The sequence below is a fragment of the Terrabacter sp. LjRoot27 genome, assembly GCF_964254175.1.
GTDB lineage: Bacteria > Actinomycetota > Actinomycetes > Actinomycetales > Dermatophilaceae > Terrabacter.
In genome coordinates this window covers 2,611,618-2,630,247 of record NZ_CAXUSS020000001.1, presented here as the reverse complement: position 1 = coordinate 2,630,247, position 18,630 = coordinate 2,611,618, and the positions used below count along the sequence as shown (strand labels likewise).

At 73.2% G+C, this 18,630-nt stretch carries 20 protein-coding genes and 1 riboswitch; of the genes, 19 read left to right on the top strand and 1 reads right to left on the bottom strand.

Annotated elements, in window-relative coordinates; translation table 11 throughout:
• Positions 1 to 44 precede the first annotated feature (44 nt).
• The 11 genes from metK (at position 45) to rpe (ending at position 11,786) form a co-directional block, all read left to right on the top strand.
• On the top strand, positions 45 to 1,268 hold the full coding sequence (metK, locus tag ACSQ2D_RS12330; RefSeq protein ID WP_435986234.1) for a methionine adenosyltransferase: 1,224 nt from the start codon (positions 45 to 47) through the stop codon (positions 1,266 to 1,268).
• A gap of 16 nt (positions 1,269 to 1,284) precedes the next feature.
• Complete coding sequence (locus ACSQ2D_RS12325; protein WP_435986233.1) at positions 1,285 to 3,321, top strand: primosome assembly protein PriA; 2,037 nt, start codon at positions 1,285 to 1,287, stop codon at positions 3,319 to 3,321.
• 89 nt (positions 3,322 to 3,410) lie between these two features.
• Positions 3,411 to 4,679, top strand: coding sequence for a saccharopine dehydrogenase family protein (locus ACSQ2D_RS12320; protein ID WP_435986232.1), 1,269 nt, complete (start codon positions 3,411 to 3,413; stop codon positions 4,677 to 4,679).
• Between the two features lie 26 nt (positions 4,680 to 4,705).
• On the top strand, positions 4,706 to 5,248 hold the full coding sequence (locus ACSQ2D_RS12315) for a dihydrofolate reductase family protein (protein WP_435986231.1): 543 nt from the start codon (positions 4,706 to 4,708) through the stop codon (positions 5,246 to 5,248).
• Positions 5,249 to 5,325: 77 nt separating this feature from the next.
• A complete protein-coding gene (locus ACSQ2D_RS12310; RefSeq protein WP_435986230.1) occupies positions 5,326 to 5,862 on the top strand; it encodes an ArsR/SmtB family transcription factor in 537 nt (178 codons plus the stop codon).
• Complete coding sequence (locus ACSQ2D_RS12305; RefSeq protein ID WP_435986229.1) at positions 5,859 to 7,193, top strand: MFS transporter; 1,335 nt, start codon at positions 5,859 to 5,861, stop codon at positions 7,191 to 7,193. The genes ACSQ2D_RS12310 and ACSQ2D_RS12305 overlap by 4 nt, the downstream gene beginning before the upstream one ends.
• Positions 7,194 to 7,233: 40 nt before the next feature.
• Entirely contained in the window at positions 7,234 to 7,779 is a 546-nt protein-coding gene (gene def / locus ACSQ2D_RS12300) for a peptide deformylase (RefSeq protein WP_435986228.1), read from the top strand.
• 1 nt (position 7,780) lies between these two features.
• On the top strand, positions 7,781 to 8,728 hold the full coding sequence (gene fmt, locus ACSQ2D_RS12295) for a methionyl-tRNA formyltransferase (RefSeq protein ID WP_435986227.1): 948 nt from the start codon (positions 7,781 to 7,783) through the stop codon (positions 8,726 to 8,728).
• Entirely contained in the window at positions 8,721 to 10,271 is a 1,551-nt protein-coding gene (locus ACSQ2D_RS12290; RefSeq protein ID WP_435986226.1) for an RsmB/NOP family class I SAM-dependent RNA methyltransferase, read from the top strand. The genes fmt and ACSQ2D_RS12290 overlap by 8 nt, the downstream gene beginning before the upstream one ends.
• 49 nt (positions 10,272 to 10,320) lie before the next feature.
• Positions 10,321 to 11,100 carry a methyltransferase domain-containing protein gene (locus ACSQ2D_RS12285; protein ID WP_435986225.1) on the top strand — a complete coding sequence of 260 codons (780 nt, stop codon included), beginning with the start codon at positions 10,321 to 10,323 and terminating at the stop codon, positions 11,098 to 11,100.
• A 29-nt stretch (positions 11,101 to 11,129) separates the two neighbouring features.
• Complete coding sequence (gene rpe, locus ACSQ2D_RS12280) at positions 11,130 to 11,786, top strand: ribulose-phosphate 3-epimerase (protein WP_435986224.1); 657 nt, start codon at positions 11,130 to 11,132, stop codon at positions 11,784 to 11,786.
• A 27-nt stretch (positions 11,787 to 11,813) separates the two neighbouring features.
• Here rpe and ACSQ2D_RS12275 read toward each other — a convergent pair whose 3' ends face one another.
• On the bottom strand, positions 11,814 to 12,173 hold the full coding sequence (locus ACSQ2D_RS12275) for a YciI family protein (protein WP_435986223.1): 360 nt from the start codon (positions 12,171 to 12,173) through the stop codon (positions 11,814 to 11,816).
• A 169-nt stretch (positions 12,174 to 12,342) separates the two neighbouring features.
• On the opposite strand from ACSQ2D_RS12275, the gene ACSQ2D_RS12270 reads away from it, so the two are divergent.
• The 8 genes from ACSQ2D_RS12270 to hisG all read left to right on the top strand — a co-directional run bounded on the left by ACSQ2D_RS12270 (position 12,343) and on the right by hisG (position 18,597).
• Positions 12,343 to 12,888 (top strand): hypothetical protein, encoded by a 546-nt coding sequence (locus ACSQ2D_RS12270; RefSeq protein WP_435986222.1) that lies wholly within the window; start codon positions 12,343 to 12,345, stop codon positions 12,886 to 12,888.
• Positions 12,889 to 12,988: 100 nt separating this feature from the next.
• A riboswitch (FMN riboswitch) is annotated at positions 12,989 to 13,117 on the top strand.
• A 116-nt stretch (positions 13,118 to 13,233) separates the two neighbouring features.
• Complete coding sequence (gene pnuC, locus ACSQ2D_RS12265; RefSeq protein WP_435986221.1) at positions 13,234 to 13,992, top strand: nicotinamide riboside transporter PnuC; 759 nt, start codon at positions 13,234 to 13,236, stop codon at positions 13,990 to 13,992.
• Positions 13,993 to 13,995: 3 nt separating this feature from the next.
• Entirely contained in the window at positions 13,996 to 15,096 is a 1,101-nt protein-coding gene (ribD, locus tag ACSQ2D_RS12260) for a bifunctional diaminohydroxyphosphoribosylaminopyrimidine deaminase/5-amino-6-(5-phosphoribosylamino)uracil reductase RibD (RefSeq protein WP_435986220.1), read from the top strand.
• Positions 15,097 to 15,106: 10 nt separating this feature from the next.
• The gene (locus ACSQ2D_RS12255) at positions 15,107 to 15,724 is read left to right on the top strand and encodes a riboflavin synthase (protein WP_435986219.1); all 618 of its coding nucleotides are present in this window, start codon (positions 15,107 to 15,109) and stop codon (positions 15,722 to 15,724) included.
• Positions 15,721 to 16,962 carry a 3,4-dihydroxy-2-butanone-4-phosphate synthase gene (gene ribB / locus ACSQ2D_RS12250; RefSeq protein WP_435986218.1) on the top strand — a complete coding sequence of 414 codons (1,242 nt, stop codon included), beginning with the start codon at positions 15,721 to 15,723 and terminating at the stop codon, positions 16,960 to 16,962. Before ACSQ2D_RS12255 ends, ribB begins: the two co-directional genes overlap by 4 nt.
• Positions 16,959 to 17,429, top strand: coding sequence for a 6,7-dimethyl-8-ribityllumazine synthase (gene ribH / locus ACSQ2D_RS12245; protein ID WP_435986217.1), 471 nt, complete (start codon positions 16,959 to 16,961; stop codon positions 17,427 to 17,429). The genes ribB and ribH overlap by 4 nt, the downstream gene beginning before the upstream one ends.
• Before the next feature lie 44 nt (positions 17,430 to 17,473).
• Positions 17,474 to 17,737, top strand: coding sequence for a phosphoribosyl-ATP diphosphatase (locus tag ACSQ2D_RS12240; RefSeq protein WP_028785574.1), 264 nt, complete (start codon positions 17,474 to 17,476; stop codon positions 17,735 to 17,737).
• Positions 17,738 to 17,751: 14 nt separating this feature from the next.
• Positions 17,752 to 18,597 (top strand): ATP phosphoribosyltransferase, encoded by an 846-nt coding sequence (gene hisG / locus ACSQ2D_RS12235; RefSeq protein ID WP_435986216.1) that lies wholly within the window; start codon positions 17,752 to 17,754, stop codon positions 18,595 to 18,597.
• The last annotated feature ends 33 nt before the right edge of the window (positions 18,598 to 18,630 follow it).

Below are 18,630 nucleotides of genomic sequence, written 5' to 3'. Positions count from 1 at the left end.
CCGAACCACCCGCACCAACTCCGCACCCGACCGAGGGAGAGCAAGTGTCCGCACGTCTGTTCACGTCCGAGTCCGTCACCGAGGGACACCCGGACAAGATCTGCGACCAGATCAGCGACTCGATCCTCGACGCGCTGCTCACCGACGACCCGCAGGCGCGCGTCGCGGTCGAGACGATGGTCACGACCGGACTCGTCCACGTCGCCGGCGAGGTGTCCACGACGGCCTACGTCGAGATCCCGAAGATCGTGCGCGAGACCATCCTCGAGGTCGGCTACGACGGCTCGCAGAAGGGCTTCGACGGTCGCACGTGCGGCGTCTCCATCTCCATCGGCGCGCAGTCGCCCGACATCGCCCAGGGCGTGGACACGGCGCACGAGCACCGCACCGGTGACGTCGACGACCTGCTCGACAAGCAGGGCGCCGGTGACCAGGGCCTGATGTTCGGCTACGCGTGCGACGACACGGCGGAGCTCATGCCGCTGCCGATCCACCTCGCGCACCGCCTCTCGGAGCGCCTGACGCAGGTGCGCAAGAGCGACGAGCTCGCCTACCTGCGCCCCGACGGCAAGACGCAGGTCACCATCGCCTACGAGGGCGACCGCGCCGTCTCCCTCGACACCGTCGTGCTCTCGACCCAGCACGCCCCCGACGTGTCGCTCGAGGGCATGCTCGAGCCCGACATCCGGGCCCACGTCATCGAGCCCGTCCTCGCCGAGCTGCGCGAGAGCGGCACCGACCTCGACGTCTCCGCCTATCGGGCCCTGATCAACCCGACCGGCCGCTTCGAGATCGGTGGACCCATGGGCGACGCCGGTCTCACCGGACGCAAGATCATCGTCGACACCTACGGCGGCATGGCCCGCCACGGCGGCGGCGCCTTCTCGGGCAAGGACCCGAGCAAGGTCGACCGCTCGGCCGCCTACGCCATGCGCTGGGTCGCCAAGAACGTCGTCGCCGCGGGTCTGGCCCGTCGCTGCGAGGTCCAGATCGCCTACGCCATCGGCAAGGCACAGCCCGTCGGCCTCTACATCGAGACCTTCGGCACCGAGACCGTCCCGGTCGACAAGATCCAGCAGGCCATCGGCGACGTCTTCGACCTGCGCCCGGCCGCCATCGTCGACGCGCTCGACCTGCTCCGCCCGATCTACCGCCCGACGGCCGCCTACGGCCACTTCGGCCGCACCAAGGCCGACGGCGTCGAGAACCCGTTCACGTGGGAGCGCACCGACCGCGTCGAGGCCCTGCGCACGGCCGTCTCCCGCTGAGGCTAGATTCGCCCCCGTGGGCGACGACGAGACCAAGCAGCGACCGGCCGGACGGCCGGTCGCTGCCGTCGTCGTGGAGACCCCGCTCGCGCACCTCGACCGCGTCTTCGAGTACGCCGTGCCGGAGGAGCTCGACGCGACCGCAGTCCCCGGTGCGCGGGTGCGTGTGCGCTTCTCGGGCCGTGAGCTCGACGGCTTCGTCGTCGAGCGACGGGATCGGCCGCAGCACGACGGCCGCCTGACGCCGCTGCGCCGGGTCGTCAGTCCCGAGCCGGTGCTGACCCCCGAGGTCCTCGCCCTCTGCCGCGCCGTCGCCGACCGGTATGCCGGCACGCTGAGCGACGTCCTGCGCCTCGCGGTGCCGAAGCGCCACGCCACGGCCGAGCGCAACCTCGCGATGGAGTGCCCGCCCCAGGACGAGCTCGCCGCGCCGGACCCCGGGCCGTGGGCCGCCTACCCGGCGGGTCCGGCGTGGCTGCGTCGCGTCGCCTCCGGTGAGGCTCCCGCCGCGGCGTGGGCCGCACTGCCGGCACGCGCGGGAGACGCGGACTGGCCGGCTGCCCTGGCCGTCGCCGTGGCCACGGCGCTGGCCGCGGGGCGGGGCGCGGTCGTCGTCGTGCCCGACCATCGCGACGTCGACCGCCTCGACGCGGCCCTGACCGCCGTCCTCGGCAAGGGACGGCACGTTCGGCTGACGTCCGACCAGGGCCCGCAGGCCCGCTACACCGCCTGGCTCAAGGTGCTGCGCGGCCACGTCCGGGTCGTCGTCGGCACCCGCGCGGCCGCCTTCGCCCCCGTGCACGACCTCGGGCTCGTGGCCTGGTGGGACGACGGTGACGACCTGCTCGCCGAGCCGCGTGCCCCCTACCACCACGTGGGGGTCGTGCTCGGGCTGCGGGCGGCCGCGACGGGGGCGGCCCTGCTCACCGGAGGCTTCGGGCGGAGCCTGCGCGTCCAGGTCGCCGTCGAGGCGGGCGCCCTCGTGCCCGTCGAGGCGGACGCCCCGACCGTGCGCGCAGCTGCCCCCCGCGTCACCATCGCGGGTGAGGGCGTCGACGAGGAGCGCGACGGCCCGGCGGCTCGGGCCCACATCCCCTCCCGGGCGTGGCGGGTCGCCAAGGACGCCCTCGTCGACGGACCGGTCCTCGTGCAGGTGCCGCGGCGGGGCTACCTGCCCTCCCTCAGCTGTGCCGAGTGCCGGACACCGGTGCGGTGCGTCCGATGCCAGGGCCCGGTCGCCCTCGGTGCCGCGGGCACGGCCCCGGCCTGCCGGTGGTGCGGGCTGGCACTGACCGGACACGGCTTCGAGTGCGGGCACTGCGGGTCGCGACGCCTGCGCTCGTCGGTCACGGGCGCCCGGCGCACCGCCGAGGAGATCGGCCGCGCCTTCCCCGGCTTCCCGGTCCACACGTCGGGCTCCGGTGAGGTGCTCGCCGCCGTCGGGCGCGAACCGTCCCTCGTCATCGCGACCCCGGGAGCCGAGCCGGTCGCCGACGGCGGCTACACCGCGGTGCTGCTGCTCGACGCGTGGGCGAGCCTCGACCTTCCCGTGCTCGATGCGCCCCTCGAGGCGGTGCGCCGGTGGATGGCTGCGGCCGCGCTGGCCCGCGAAGGGCGTGCCGTCGTGCTGAGCGGCGCCCCGGAGGCCGTCGCGCTGCCTGCTGTCGAGGCGCTCGTGCGATGGGACCCCGCGTGGCTCGCGGCCCGTGAGCTGGCGGAGCGGCGTGAGCTCGGCCTCCCGCCGGCCGTGCGCGTGGCCCAGCTGACCGGTGGCCGGCGCGCCCTCGAGGAGGCGCTCGAGCAGGCCGACCTCCCCGCAGCCGCCCAGGTGCTCGGTCCGGTCCGCCTCTCGCACGCGGGTGCCCCGCCCCGTCGATCCGCGGTCGACGGGGAGCCCGAGCGTGCCGTCGCCGACCACCACGTGCTCGTGCGGGTGCCTGCCTCAGAGACGGAGTCCCTGACCCGGGCGCTCTTGGCGCTCAAGGCGTTTCGCTCGGCGCGCAAGGAGGCGGACGTCGTGGCGGTGCGGGTCGACCCGCTCGACACGTTCTGACCCGCCGTCGGGTCTCCGGTGATGTCTCGCCGGCGTCTCGCGGGCGTCTCCGTGGCGTCACGGGGACGCCGTCGTGACAGAGTGACGGCATGCCCGAACGCGAGCTCGACATCGTCCTCTCCGGCGCCACCGGCTTCGTCGGGGCCCTGACCGCCGCCCATCTCGCCGCCCACGCCGGGCCGGACGTGCGGATCGCCCTGGCCGGCCGGTCGCGCCCCAAGCTCGAGGCCCTGCGCATCGAGCTCGGCCGGGCCGCGGCCGGCTGGGAGCTCGTGGCCGTCGACGCGACCGACGCTCCCGCCCTCCGCGCCTTGGCGGGGCGCACGCGCGTCCTCGCCACGACCGTCGGCCCGTACGCCTCGTACGGCAAGGAGGTCGCGCGTGCCTGTGCGGAGGCAGGGACGCACTACGCCGACCTCACCGGCGAGGTGCTCTTCGTCCGGTGGTCCCTCGACGAGCTCGACGCCCGGGCCCGCGAGACCGGCGCCGCCATCGTGCACGCCTGCGGCTTCGACTCCATCCCCTCCGACCTCGGCGTCCTCACGACGGCCCAGCGCGTGGCCGCGGACGGTGAGGGCACCCTGGCGGAGACGACGCTGCTCGTCCGCTCGCTCAAGGGCGGCTTCTCCGGCGGCACCATCGACTCCGCCCGCCAGCAGGCGATCACGGCCCGTGCCGACGCAGGCGCCCGCCGCGTGCTGGGCGACTCGTATGCGCTCAGCCCCCGACGCTCCGAGGAGCCGTCCTCGGGTCGTCGCCCCGCCACCGGCGTCCTCGGTCGGCTCCGTCGGCTCGTGCCCGTCGACCGCGACCCGTCGACCGGTCGCTGGACCGGGCCGTTCGTCATGGCGTCGTTCAACACGCGCATCGTGCGGCTGTCGAACACGCTCACCGACTGGTCCTACGGCCGCGACCTGCGCTACCGCGAGGCGACCGACTTCGGCTCCGGCCCGATGTCGCCGGTCCTCGCCGGTGGCATGGCCGTCGGGCTCGGCGGGGTGGTGGCAGGCATGGCGTTCCGTCCGACCCGGGCCGTCATCGACCGCTTCCTGCCCAGGCCCGGCGAGGGTCCCAGCCCGGAGGCTCAGGCCGCAGGCCGCTTCCGGCTCGAGATCCGCTCGACGACGACGACGGGTGCGCGCTACCGCACCCGCGTGGGGGCCGACTACGACCCGGGCTACGGCGGCACGGCGGTCATGCTCGGCCAGACCGCCCTGGCCCTTGCCCTCGACGACGGACTGCCGCGACGGAGCGGTGTCTGCACGCCCGCGACGGCGCTCGGGGAGGTCCTCGTCGAGCGGCTGCGGGAGCAGGGCTTCACCTTCGACGTCGAGCGCGACGACCAGCCCACCGACTGAGCACCACGACCGACAGGAGGCAGCGCATGGGACGCATCGAGGTCCACGAGTTCATCTCGCTCGACGGGGTGTACGAGAGCCCGAGCTGGACGGCCGAGTTCCCCTTCGACCCGAAGATGGGCGAGGCCATCGCGCGCCTCACCGGCACCGGGTCCGAGCTGCTCCTCGGGCGCCGGACGTACGAGATGTTCGCGCCCGCCTGGTCGGCCCGCAGCGACGACGACGACCCCGGCGCGTCCTTCTTCAACGGCGCCCGCAAGAACGTCGTCTCCTCGACGCTGCGCGATCCCGAGTGGAACAACTCCCGCGTCCTGGGCCCCTACGACGCGGACGTGATCCGCGGCCTGCGCGACGAGGTGGACGGGTCGCTCTACGTCAGCGGCAGCGGCACGCTCGTCCGGGCGCTGCTGCGGGACGGGCTCGTCGACGGCCTGCACCTCTTCGTCTTCCCCATCGTGCTCGGCGCGGGGGAGCGGCTCTTCGCCGACGAGGGCGTCACGGGGCTGCGACTGCTCGAGACCGAGGCCTACGACAGCGGCGTCGTGCACCTCGCCTACGGCCAGGGCTGAAGCCTTCGGACCGAGCGCGGGACGACCTCCAAAGGAATGCTTGACGGTCGACCCGGCCGGACGGCATACTCCCAAACATGTCTTTGGAGGAAGAGCGGATCAGCGAGCTCCGCGCCACGGCCCACCCGCTGCGGCTGCAGATGCTCTCGCTGCTGACCGGCGCCGAGCTGAGCGCGGCCGAGGTCGCACGCGAGCTCGACGTCACCCAGGCCAACGCCAGCTACCACCTGCGCCTGCTGCACGCCGCAGGCCTGCTCGAGGTCGCGGGGGAGGAGACGGTGCGCGGCGGCAAGGCCAAGAAGTACCGCCACCCGTGGGACGCCGCGGTCGTGCGTCCGCAGGCCGCGCGGGACGAGGACCGGCTCGCCGACGTGCGGGTGCTCGCCGACATGATCCCGCGGCGCTTCCTCGAGCTCGCTCCCGGCACGCAGAGCCGTTTCACCGACGCCGACCTCTGGGTCGAGCCGGAGGTCTGGGAGAAGGTCACGGCGCTCGTCGACGAGGCGAGCGCCCTGCTGCACGCGTCGGCACGCCCGCCACGCACCGAGGGCACCATCCGGACCGCCCTGTCCGTGGCCGCCTTCCGCCTCCGCGACGGGAAGGAGACGTCATGAAGGTCCGGGAGTCGCTGGGCGCCCTGTCCGACAGCAGGTTCGCGTGGTACTTCGCGGCCCGGACGGTCTCGACGGCCGGCTCGGTCATGGTGCCCGTCGCCCTCGCGTTCGCCGTGCTCCACATCGACCAGTCGGCGGCGGCGCTCGCGCAGGTGCTCGGCGTGCGGACCCTGACGATGGTCGTCTTCCTCCTCGTCGGGGGAGTCGTCGCCGACCGCTTCTCGCGGATCGTCGTGCTCCAGGTCTCACACGTGCTGACGTGCCTCACCCAGGCGCTCTCGGCGTACCTCATCATCAGCGGCGACGCGACGCTGACCCAGCTGACCGTCATCGAGGGCGTCAACGGCGCGGTGTCGGCGTTCACGATGCCCGCGATGATGGGCATCGTCCCGCTCGTCGTCGACCGCTCACGGCTCCAGCAGGCCAACGCGTTGCTCTCCTTCAGCCGCAGTGGTCTGTCGATCATCGGACCGGCGATCGCCGGCCTGCTCGTCGTCGGTGTCGGGCCCGGGTGGGCCCTCGCCGTCGACTCACTGACCTACGTCGTCGCGATCGTCTGCCTGACGCGCGTCGGTCTGCCCCGTCGGTCCCAGGAGGCAGGCGGCCCGCAGCACTCGATGGTGCGTGAGCTGCGCGAGGGGTGGAGCGAGTTCACGAGCCGCGAGTGGCTGTGGGTCATCGTCCTCGTCTTCGGGCTGACGAACGCCATCCACTCCGGCATCGTCGGAGTGCTCGGTCCGCTCATCGCGAAGTCGTCCGCCTCGATCGGCGAGGCGGGGTGGGGCGTCGTGCTCAGTGCCGAGGCCGTCGGCACCGTCCTGATGACCATCGTCATGCTGCGCCTGCAGCTGCGGAGACCGCTGCGCGCCGGGATGCTCGCCATCTGCGTGCTCGCGGTCCCCATGGTGCTCCTCGGCGTCGCACCGGCGATCGTGCCCGTCGCGATCGGGTTCTTCCTCGCCGGCGCGGCCGTGGAGGTCTTCGGCGTCGGCTGGAGCACGGCCCTGCACGAGCACGTCCCCGTCTCGGTGCTCTCACGCGTGTCGAGCTACGACGCGCTCGGGTCGTTCGTCGCCATCCCCATCGGGACGTTCCTCTACGGCTGGCTCGCGACGACCGTCGACACCGAGGTGCTGATGCTCGTCAGCGCCGCCGTCTACGTCGTCATCTCCCTCTCCGCGCTGCTGTCGCGGTCGGTGCGTGAGCTGGGGCGCAGCAGCGAGGACCCGGCCGCGGTCGGGTCGCCCGGAGGTGCAGCCACGCCTGACGCGACCCGCGACGTGACCGGTGCTGCGGCCGGCACCGAGGCCGACGGGCCGCCGCGGTCCTAGACTGGCGGCGCCCCACGCCTTTCCCGACCCCTGGAGACCTGTGTCGATCAAGGACATCCGACTCTTCGGTGACCCGGTCCTGCGGACCGCCGCCGCCGAGGTCACCGACTTCGACAAGCAGCTGCGCGTGCTCGTCAAGGACCTCGAGGACACGATGCTCGACGCCCCCGGCGCCGGCCTCGCGGCTCCGCAGATCGGCGTCGGCCTGCGGGTCTTCACGTACTGGGTCGACGGCGTGCTCGGCCACCTCGTCAACCCCGTCCTCGACCTCTCCGACGAGGAGCAGGACGGTCCCGAGGGCTGCCTCTCGATCCCGGGTCTGGCGTTCGACACCAGACGCGCTCTGTCCGTCGTCGCCAAGGGCCAGAACATGTGGGGGGAGCCCGTCGTGCTGGAGGGCACCCAGCTGCTCGCGCGCTGTGTCCAGCACGAGACCGACCACCTCGACGGCATCCTCTTCCTCGACCGGCTCGACCCCGAGGCACGCCGCGAGGCGATGCGGGCCATCCGAGCAGCGGAGTGGTTCGCCGAGGACCCACCCGAGGTGCGGATCAGCCCGCACTCGACCTTCGGCCGGGCGATGTGACATGAGAGTCGTCTTCGCAGGCACCCCCGAGGCGGCGGTGCCCAGCCTCGATGCCGTCGCAGCCTCGGGCCACGAGCTCGTCGGCGTCGTCACCCGCCCTGACGCCCCCTCGGGCCGGGGCCGGCGGCTCGAGGCCTCGCCCGTGCGCCGCCGGGCGGACGAGCTCGGGATCCCGGTGCTCACCCCAGCACGGGTCAAGGACCCCGACTTCCTCGAGGCCCTCACGGCGCTCGCGCCCGACGCGTGCCCCGTCGTGGCCTACGGCAACCTCATCCCGCCCGACGCGCTCGCCATCCCGCGGCTCGGCTGGATCAACCTGCACTTCTCGCTCCTGCCCGCGTGGCGGGGGGCGGCGCCGGTCCAGCACGCGATCATGGCCGGCGACGCGGTGACCGGAGCGTCGACGTTCGTCATCGAGCGCGGTCTCGACACCGGCCCCGTCCTCGGCGTCATGACCGAGACGATCCGGCCCACCGACACCGCCGGCGACCTGCTGGGTCGGCTGTCGGCAGCCGGGGCCGGCCTGCTCGTCGCGACCCTGGACGGGCTCGAGTCCGGTGACCTCGTCGCCGTGCCGCAGCCGTCCGAGGGCGTGTCGCTCGCCCCGAAGATCGAGGTCGAGGACGCCCGCATCGTCTGGACCCGTCCGGCGACGGCCGTCGACCGGTTGGTGCGGGGCTGCACGCCGGCGCCCGGCGCATGGACCACCTTCCGCGGTGAGCGGCTCAAGGTGTCGCCGGTGACCCTCGCCGACGGCGCCGACGCGTCCACCGTGGACGCCCTCGGCGCCGGCGAGCTGCGGGTGACGAAGAAGGCCGTCCTCGTCGGCACCGGCACCGGGCCGGTGCGTCTCGGCACGGTGCAGGCGCACGGCAAGAAGCCGATGCCGGCCGCCGACTGGGCGCGAGGCACGCGCATCGAGGCGGGGGAGCGGGTCGGCGATGAGTGACGGGCGACGGGGCGACGGACGACAGGGCGACGGACGACCGGGCGACGGGCGCCGGGGAGAGCGCCAGCGGCCCCAGGCCCGGGAGCGCTCGGCCGGTCACCGGTCCGAGCAGCGGCCGTCAGAGCGGGCCCGGCGCACCGACGCGCCCAGGCTCGCCGCCTACACCGCGATGCGCGAGATCGCCGACGGTGCCTACGCCAACCTCGCGCTGCCGAAGCTGTTGCGCGAGAAGCGGATCAGCGGCCGCGACGCAGGCTTTGCCACCGAGCTCGTCTACGGCGCCACGCGCCTGTCCGGTCTCTACGACGCGATCATCGCGTCGGCCGCCGGTCGGCCCGTCGACAAGATCGACGCCAACGTGCTCGACACGCTGCGCCTCGGGGCGCACCAGCTGCTCGGCATGCGCGTGCCCAGCCACGCCGCCGTCGACGAGACCGTGGCCCTGGCGCGGCAGGTCAACGGCGCCGGTGCCGCCGGCTTCGTCAACGCCGTGATGCGGCGCATCAGCGAGCGCGAGCCGGAGGAGTGGACCGACCTCGTCACCCGGGACGTCGCCGACCCGGTCGAGTGCCTCGCGCTGCGCACGTCTCACCCCGTGTGGATCGCCAAGGCCCTGAGGGCCGCGCTCATCGGGCACGGTGCCGCGGGACCGACCGACGTCGGGGAGTCGCTGACAGCGCTGCTGGAGAGCGACAACGCCGCCGCCAAGGTGTCGCTCGTCGCGCGCCCGGGCCTCGCCTCGCTCGACGAGCTCGAGGATGCCGGCGCGGAGCGCTCCGGGCTCAGTCCCGTGGGTGCCACGCTGCCCGAGGGCGACCCCGGAGCGATCGCGGCCGTGCGCGACGGTCGCGCGGCCGTGCAGGACGAGGGCTCCCAGCTGCTCGTCCTCGCCCTGGCCGCTGCCGACACCGAGGGAGAGGCCGCCGAGCACGAGCGGTGGCTCGACGTCTGTGCCGGACCCGGCGGCAAGGCCGGGCTGCTCGCAGCCCTCGCCATCGAGCGCCGGATCCCCTTCGTGGCCAACGAGATCAGCGAGCACCGCGCCGACCTCGTCTGGCAGACCCTGGCGGCCGCGCGCGCCGAGGCGCGCGAGCTCGACACGAGCCTCAAGGTGCGGCACGGCGACGGGCGCGAGCTCGGCGAGCTCGAGCCCGGCGGCTTCAGCCGGGTCCTCATCGACGCCCCGTGCACGGGTCTCGGGGCGCTGCGGCGTCGTCCGGAGGCGCGCTGGCGGCGGGGCCCCGGAGACGTGGCGGCCCTGGCCGGGCTGCAGCGGGAGCTGCTCGAGTCCGGCATCGAGGCCACCGCGGCGGGAGGGCTCGTCGGCTATGCCACGTGCAGCCCCCACCTCAACGAGACACGCTTCGTCGTCACCGACATCCTCAAGCGGCGCGACGACGTGGAGCTCATCGACGCACGGCCGCTCTTCGTCGACGCGTCCGGTCGCGAGCTGACGGGTCTCGGCGAGGGGCCCTACGTCCAGCTCTGGCCGCACGTCCACGGCACCGACGCGATGTTCTTCGCCCTGCTCCGCAAGCGGTAGCGCCCGAAAAGCGCTCGCGCGCCCGCGCAGCCGTGGGCAGGGTGGGGCCGTGACGGCATACGCGATCGACGACCTCGAGCCCACCCCCTTCGACGAGCGGGTGGCACCGACGTACGACGCGGGGTCGGCCCACATGTTCGCGCCGGCGGTCCTCGGGCCGACCGTCGACGTGCTGCACGACCTCGCCGGCGACGGAGCCGCGCTCGAGCTCGCCGTCGGCACGGGCAGGGTCGCGCTGCCGCTGTCCGAGCGCGGCGTCGAGGTGCACGGCATCGACGTCTCGGAGGCGATGGTCGCCGAGCTGCGACGCAAGCCCGGCGGCGACGGGATCCCCGTCACCATCGGTGACATGGCGACGACCCGCGTCGGCAGCGGCTACCGCGTGGCCTACCTCGTCTACAACACGATCACGAACCTGCTGACCCAGGACGAGCAGGTCGAGTGCTTCCGCACCGTCGCAAAGCAGCTCGCGCCCGGCGGCAGCTTCGTCGTCGAGGTCTTCGTGCCACAGCTGCGTCGGATGCCGCCCGGGCAGACCGCCGTGCCCTTCCACGTCGGGAGCCGCCACGTCGGCTTCGACACGGTCGACATGGTCACGCAGCAGTGCGTGTCGCACCACTACGTCCGGGAGGGGCTGCACGACGCCCAGGGCCGGGAGGTGGCGAGGTATGCCGCCTCCGCGCACCGCTACGTGTGGCCGTCGGAGCTCGACCTCATGGCGCGCATCGCGGGCCTGACCCTGACGCACCGCTGGGCGGACTGGGACCGCTCTCCCTTCACCGCGGAGTCGGAGTCGCACGTGTCGGTGTGGACGAAGGGTGCTGCCTGACGCCGGCCACCGGCCCCTAGGCTGTGCGCGTGCAGATCTCACCGAGCATCCTCTCCGCCGACTTCGCCAACCTCGAGTCGGAGCTGGGGCGCATCGCGAACGCCGACTGGGCGCACGTCGACGTCATGGACGCCCACTTCGTGCCGAACCTCACCCTCGGACTCCCGGTCGTCGAGGCGCTGCTGAGGGTGACCCCGGTCCCGATCGACGCGCACCTGATGATCGAGGACCCGGACCGGTGGGCGCCGGCCTACGCCGAGGCCGGCTGCCAGTCGGTGACCTTCCACGTCGAGGCGGCCCGCGACCCCCGGTCGCTGGCGCGGACCCTGCGCGCGGCGGGGGCCCGGGCGTCGATGGCGCTCAAGCCCGGCACGGCGTTCGCGCCCTACGAGGACCTGCTGCCCGACCTCGACATGGTGCTCGTCATGACGGTCGAGCCGGGCTTCGGCGGCCAGTCCTTCATGGCCGACCAGATGCCGAAGGTGCGCCAGGTGCGCGAGGCGGTGCGCCGCCACGGCGGCGAGATCTGGATCCAGGTCGACGGTGGCGTCAGCGCCGACACGATCGAGCAGTGCGCCGAGGCTGGCGCCGACGTGTTCGTCGCCGGCTCCGCGGTCTACGGGGCCGAGGACGCCGCGGCCGCCGTCGACGAGCTGCGCGCGCTGGCGCTCACGCACCGGCACTGACGACGCCGGCCACGGCGACCGCCGCGGTCAGTCGACCTTCGGCTGCGGCTTGAAGCGGCGGACCTCGTGCGCCCAGCCACACGCCTCGGCGATCCGACCAGCCCACATCTTCGCCGTCTCGTCGTCGGGCACCCTCACGATGGCGAAGCCACCGAGGAACTCCTTGGTCTCGACGTACGGCCCGTCGGTGACCATCACGCTGCCGCTCGTGGGGTCGGCGTGGTAGACGGGACCGTCCTCCTCCTCGAGGCCCCCCGCGAAGACGTACACGCCGGCGGCCTTCATCTCGTTGACGACCGCCATCGCGAGCGGTCCGCGACCACGGAACCACTCCTCGGAGTGGTCACCGACCCACTGCTGGTTGAAGTAGAGGAGGTACTCGGCCACGACGGGCTCCTTCTGTGCGGCGGACCCTGTTGTCCGCGTCATGCCTACTACACGAACGGCTGACGGCGATTTCGACACGATCGAGGATCCTGTTTTGCCGTGGTCGGTGGACGCGGCGCGCCACACTGGAGCCCAGGGCGGTGACACACATGGCCGGGACGGGGGAGACATGACACGCGGGCCACGAGTCCTCATGGCCGCGCTCGTGTCCGTCGCCACCGCTGCGGCCGTCGCCGGGTGCGGCACCCCGAACCAGCCGGGCGGCAGCACGACGGCCGTGCCGGACGGAGGCGTCGGCTTCGGCTGGTTCGCCTACGCGCCACTCGGCGCGACGGACGCGTCCGGCAGGCCGGTCGGCACACCCGTCGACGCGGTCGAGCGGTCCGGGCTCAGACTGCCGGCCACGGCCACGGTCACCGAGGTCGGGACGCACGGCGGTCCGATCGGTACCGAGAGCTATCTCTTCGCCTTCCGGGTCGACCGGTCGACAGCGACCGCGTTCTGCGAGCAGGGTGGTCTCGGCGGCGCGGTCGCGGTGCCTCGCGACGTGTCGGACGACGTCATGGCCGCCCTCGGCAGTCCTCGCGTGACCGAGGGATCCCGATGGTGCGCGAGCACCTCGACCACGCATCCCGCGTGGTCCCGGTACGCCCTCGTGGACCCCGGTGACCCGACCACCGTCCATCTGGCACTGCAGCGGGGGCAGCAGCGCTGAACAGGGGGGCGGGCGCCCACGGACGGTGAGCAGACCTGTCGTGGTGGCCGTCACGCGGGCGCGACGTGCGTCGCCCACGGACGCGGGTGCATACTGGCTGTACGTGCTCCGGGGTCGGTGTAATTCCGAGCCGGCGGTTACAGTCCGCGACCCGACCGCATCCAGCGGCCGGTTGACCTGGTGAAATTCCGGGACCGACGGTGAAAGTCCGGATGGGAGGCAGCACGAAACAGGCCGTCGTGGCCTGGGCCGTCGGCGTCGTCCGTTCCGGCTCGACCACGTTGGCGTGTGGAGTTACCCCGGAGTTCGTCCGTGCCACGACGAACGACCAAGGACGAACACCACATGCAGGCTCTTGCTCTGGCCGACCAGACGAAGAACGTCTTCCAACAGGCCATCGACGCCACCATCCCGATCGGGCCCTACCAGCTGCACTGGCTCGAGCTGATCGGCGTCCTCATCGGACTCGCCTCCGCCTACCTCGGCATGCGCCGGTGGGTCTGGGCCTGGCCCGTCGGGATCCTCGCGAACATCATGCTGTTCTTCGTCTACCTGGGCGCCGTCTTCGGCGCCGACGAGCGCATCCCGCTCTTCGGGCAGGCCGGCCGGCAGGTCTTCTTCATCATCACGAGCATCTACGGCTGGTGGCGCTGGTCGCAGGTGCGCCGGCTCAACCACGCCGGCGACTCGAGCGGCGTCGCGATCACCCCGCGGTGGGCCACGACCCGCGAGCGCGTCGCCGTCGTCGCCTTCTGGCTCGTCGCCACCGTCGTCGTGCACCAGGCGTTCGTCTGGCTGTGGAACCTCTCGCCGAACCCGTTCTTCACGCCCGAGTGGTGGTTCTACTGGTGCGACGCCTGGATCTTCGTCGGATCGATCGTCGCGACGTACGCCATGGCGCGCGGCTGGAACGAGTTCTGGCTGGCCTGGATCGCCGTCGACCTCGTCGGCGTGCCGTTCGCCTTCGCGACCGACTACGTGCCGACCGGCGTCCTGTACACGTTCTACGGCCTCTTCGTCATCTACGGCTTCACCCAGTGGGTCAAGGTCTCGCGGGTCAGCGAGCCCGACGTCGAGCCGCAGCTGACCGGGACGTCGAGCTGACCCATGGGTGACACGGCTGCCCCGGCGTGGATGCGACGAGCCCTCCGGCTCGCCGCCTCCGGGCCGTGGCCCGACCCCAACCCGCGGGTCGGCTGCGTCATCGTGGCCGCGGACGGCGCCGTCGTCGGTGAGGGCCACCACCACGGGGCCGGTACGCCGCACGCGGAGATCGAGGCCCTGCGCGCGGCCGGTGCCGCCGCACGGGGGGCGACCGCCTACGTCACGCTCGAGCCCTGCTCGCACACGGGCCGCACCGGCCCGTGCGCGGAGGCCCTCGTCGAGGCCGGTGTCGCCCGCGTGGTCTTCGCGCAGTCCGATCCCAACCCGGACGCCGCCGGCGGCGCCGAACGGTTGCACGCAGCCGGGGTCCAGGTGACCGGGGGAGTGCTCGCCGACGAGGCGGCCGCCCTCAACGAGCGCTGGGCGCGCAGCGTGGCCCGCGGCCGACCGCTCGTCACGTGGAAGCTCGCGACGACCCTCGACGGCAGGAGTGCGGCGGCCGACGGGAGCAGCCAGTGGATCACGGGAGACGCGGCTCGCGCCGACGTGCACGCGCTGCGCGCCACCCGCGACGCCGTCCTCGTGGGCACCGGCACCGTGCTCGCCGACGACCCCCGCCTCACCGTGCGTATGCCGGGTGGCGCGCTCGCGCCGCAGCAGCCACTCCGCGTCGTCATGGGAGAGCGCCCCCTGCCGGCCGGGGCGCGTCTCCACGACGGGCCGGGAGAGGTGCTGCACCTGACCACCCGTGACCCTCGCGAGGCCCTGGATCGCTTGTGGCACAGAGGAGTCCGCGACGTGTGGCTCGAGGGCGGCCCCACGCTGGCGGCAGCGTTCCTCCGGGCCGGGCTCGTCGACGACGTCTACGCCTACGTCGCGCCCGCGCTGCTCGGCTCGGGCCGGGCCGCGGTGGCCGACCTGGGCATCGCCACCATCGCGGACGTCCGCCGCCTCGACCTCGTCGACGTGACGGTCGTCGGGGGAGACGTCCGCATCCACGCCGTGCCCGCCGCCGACGAGCCGAGCGCTGACGGCGCGACGGGAGACGCCCTGACCAGGGACGAGCCGGACGGCGCCACCCAGCGAGTGCACGCAGAACCCTGAGGAGACAGACATGTTCACCGGAATCGTCGAAGAGCTCGGCACCGTCGTGGCCATCGAGCACGGCGCCGACTCGGCCGTGCTGCGCATCGACGGCCCCCTCGTCGTCAGCGACGCCACGCACGGCGCCTCCATCTCCGTCAACGGGGTCTGCCTCACCGTGACCGAGCACGACGCGTCGGGCTTCACGGTCGACGTCATGGCCGAGACCCTCGACCGCAGCAGCCTCGGGGCCCTCGCCCCCGGCGACCGCGTCAACCTCGAGCGCGCCATGCCGGCCGACGGCCGCTTCGGCGGTCACGTCGTGCAGGGGCACGTCGACGGCACCGCCACCATCACGGCGCGCACGCCCGGGGACCGTTGGGAGACGGTCGACTTCACGCTCCCGCCCGGCCTCGCGGCATACGTGGTCGAGAAGGGCTCGATCACCGTGGACGGCGTCTCGCTCACCGTCGCCCACGTCGGCGACGACGGGTTCGGCGTCTCGCTCATCCCCACGACACTCGACCTGACCACCTTGGGGCACAAGGGAGTCGGCGACGTCGTCAACCTCGAGGTGGACGTCATCGCGAAGTACGTCGAGCGACTCCTCACCCACCGACGGAGCGACCGACAGGAGGTCGAGTCATGACCAGCCTCTCCACCGTGGAGGTGGCCCTCGAGGCACTCCAGGCCGGCCGGCCGGTCCTCGTCCTCGACGACGAGGACCGCGAGAACGAGGGCGACCTCGTCCTCGCGGCGGAGACGGCCACCGAGGACTGGATGGCGTGGACGATCCGCCACTCGTCCGGCTACCTCTGCGCGCCGATGCCCGACGAGATCGCGGACCGGCTCGAGCTGCCGCTCATGGTCGCCGAGAACCGCGATCCGCTGCGCACCGCCTACACCGTGTCGGTCGACGCGGCCTCGGGCGTCACGACCGGCATCAGCGCGGCCGACCGCCTGCACACCGTCCGGGTGCTCGCCGACGTGGACTCGACGCCCGCCGACCTCATCCGACCCGGGCACATCCTGCCGCTGCGTGCCCGCCACGGCGGCGTGCTGACGCGTCCGGGCCACACGGAGGCGGCCGTCGACCTGACCCGGCTCGCGGGCCTCTCGCCCGTCGGGGTCATCGGCGAGCTCGTCCACGACGACGGCACGATGATGCGCTTCGACGCCGTCGTCGAGCTCGGCCGCGAGTTCGGCCTCCCGGTCATCACCATCGAGCAGCTCATCGACCACCGCCAGCGCCTCGACCGGGTCGAGCGGCTCGCGACGACCCGCATCCCGACCGTCCACGGCACGTTCACCGCGCACGGGTACCGCGACACGCTCACCGGCGACGAGCACGTCGCCCTCGTCGGCCCGCGCGGGCTGCAGGGCCGTGGCCGCAGCGGGCCCGTCGTCACGCGCCTGCACTCCGAGTGCCTGACCGGCGACGCCTTCGGGTCGCTGCGCTGCGACTGCGGGCCCCAGCTGCAGGCGTCGCTGGCGCGCGTCGGGCGCGACGGGGGCGTCGTCGTCTACCTCGGCGGCCACGAGGGCCGCGGCGTCGGCCTCGTCGACAAGCTCCGCGCCTACTCCCAGCAGGACCGGGGCGCCGACACCGTCGACGCCCAGACGGCGCTCGGGCTGCCCGTCGACGCGCGGGAGTACGCCGCGGGCGCGGCCATCCTGCACGACCTCGGTGCGACGCAGGTCGTGCTCCTGACGAACAACCCCAACAAGGTCTCGGCCCTGCGGCACCTCGGTCTCGACGTCGTCGCGGTCGAGCGGCTGCACGGGCCGATGGGCGCGGACAACGAGCAGTACCTCACGACCAAGCGCGAGCGCATGGGTCACGACATCCCGGTCACGACCGACCGGCACGGCAAGGAGACGGCATGAAGGACGGCGCCCCCACCATCACCACCGACGGCACGGGGCTGCGGGTCGCGGTCGTCGCGGCGAGCTGGCACAAGCAGGTCATGGACGGCCTGCTCGACGGCGCGCGCCGCGGCCTCGCCGACGCCGGCGTCACGCACGTCGACGTCGTCCGCGTCCCCGGGACGTTCGAGCTGCCCGTCGCGTGCGCGAGCCTCGCCGACCGCTACGACGCCCTCGTCGCGCTCGGCGTCGTCATCCGCGGTGGCACGCCCCACTTCGACTACGTCTGCCAGGCCGCGACCGTCGGCCTTACGGATGTCTCGGTGCGCACGAGCACGCCGGTCGGCTTCGGGGTCCTCACGTGCGACGACGAGGCCCAGGCCCTCGACCGGGCCGGGCTGCCCGGGTCCGCGGAGGACAAGGGTCACGAGGCCGCGTCGGCGGCCGTGGCGACCGTCGTCGCCCTCCGTGGCGTCGCCACGACGTGAGCACCGTCGGGGGCACGGCTGCCCGGCCCGTAGGCTGGGGCACCGTGAAGAGCTTTGAGCAGCTGTATGCCGAGCTGGCCGAGAAGGCGCAGACGCGACCCGAGGGTTCGGGCACCGTCGCGCAGCTCGACGCCGGCGTCCACGCGATCGGCAAGAAGATCGTCGAGGAGGCGGCCGAGGTGTGGATGGCCGCCGAGTACCAGTCGAACGACGAGGCCGCCGAGGAGATCAGCCAGCTCCTCTACCATCTGCAGGTCCTCATGCTCGCCAAGGGCATCTCGCTCGACGACGTCTACTCCCACCTCTGAGGACTCCCATCCCCATGCTGCGAATCGCCGTGCCCAACAAGGGCTCTCTCTCCGACGCGACCGTCGAGCTGCTGCGCGAGGCGGGCTACCGCGTGCGCCGTGACACCAAGGAGCTCGTCGTCACCGACGCCGAGAACGACGTCGAGTTCTTCTACCTGCGCCCCCGCGACATCGCGGTCTACGTCGGCTCCGGCACGGTCGACGCCGGCGTCACCGGCCGCGACCTGCTCCTCGACTCGGGCTCGAGCGCGGTCGAGGTCATGTCGCTCGGCTTCGGGGCCTCGACCTTCCGCTATGCCGGCAAGCCCGGCCACGTGGCCACCGTCGACGACATCGCCGGGAGGCGCGTCGCGACGTCGTATGCCGGCCTGGTCCGTTCCGACCTCGCCTCGCGGGGGCTGTCGGCCGAGGTCGTGCGCCTCGACGGCGCGGTCGAGACGGCCATCACCCTCGGGGTCGCCGACTGCATCGCCGACGTCGTCGAGACCGGGACGACCCTGCGCCAGCAGGGGCTCGAGGTGTTCGGCGAGCCGATCCTGCAGTCCGAGGCCGTCCTCATCCGCGGCGACCGCCCCGGCGAGGACCAAGCCATCGAGGTGCTCCAGCGACGCGTCGCCGGCGTCCTCACGGCCCGTACCTACGTCATGCTCGACTACGACTGCCCCCGGGACCTCGTCGACCGGGCCTGCCGGCTGACGCCGGGCCTCGAGTCGCCCACGGTCTCGCCGATGCAGGACGAGGCCTGGGTCGCCGTGCGGGCCATGGTGCCGCGCGTCGGCCGTAACCGGCTCATGGACGAGCTCTACGACCTGGGCGCGCGGGCGATCCTCGTGACCGACATCGCCGCCTGCCGGCTGTGACGGTCGGCAAGGGTGGGCAAGGGTGGGCAACGG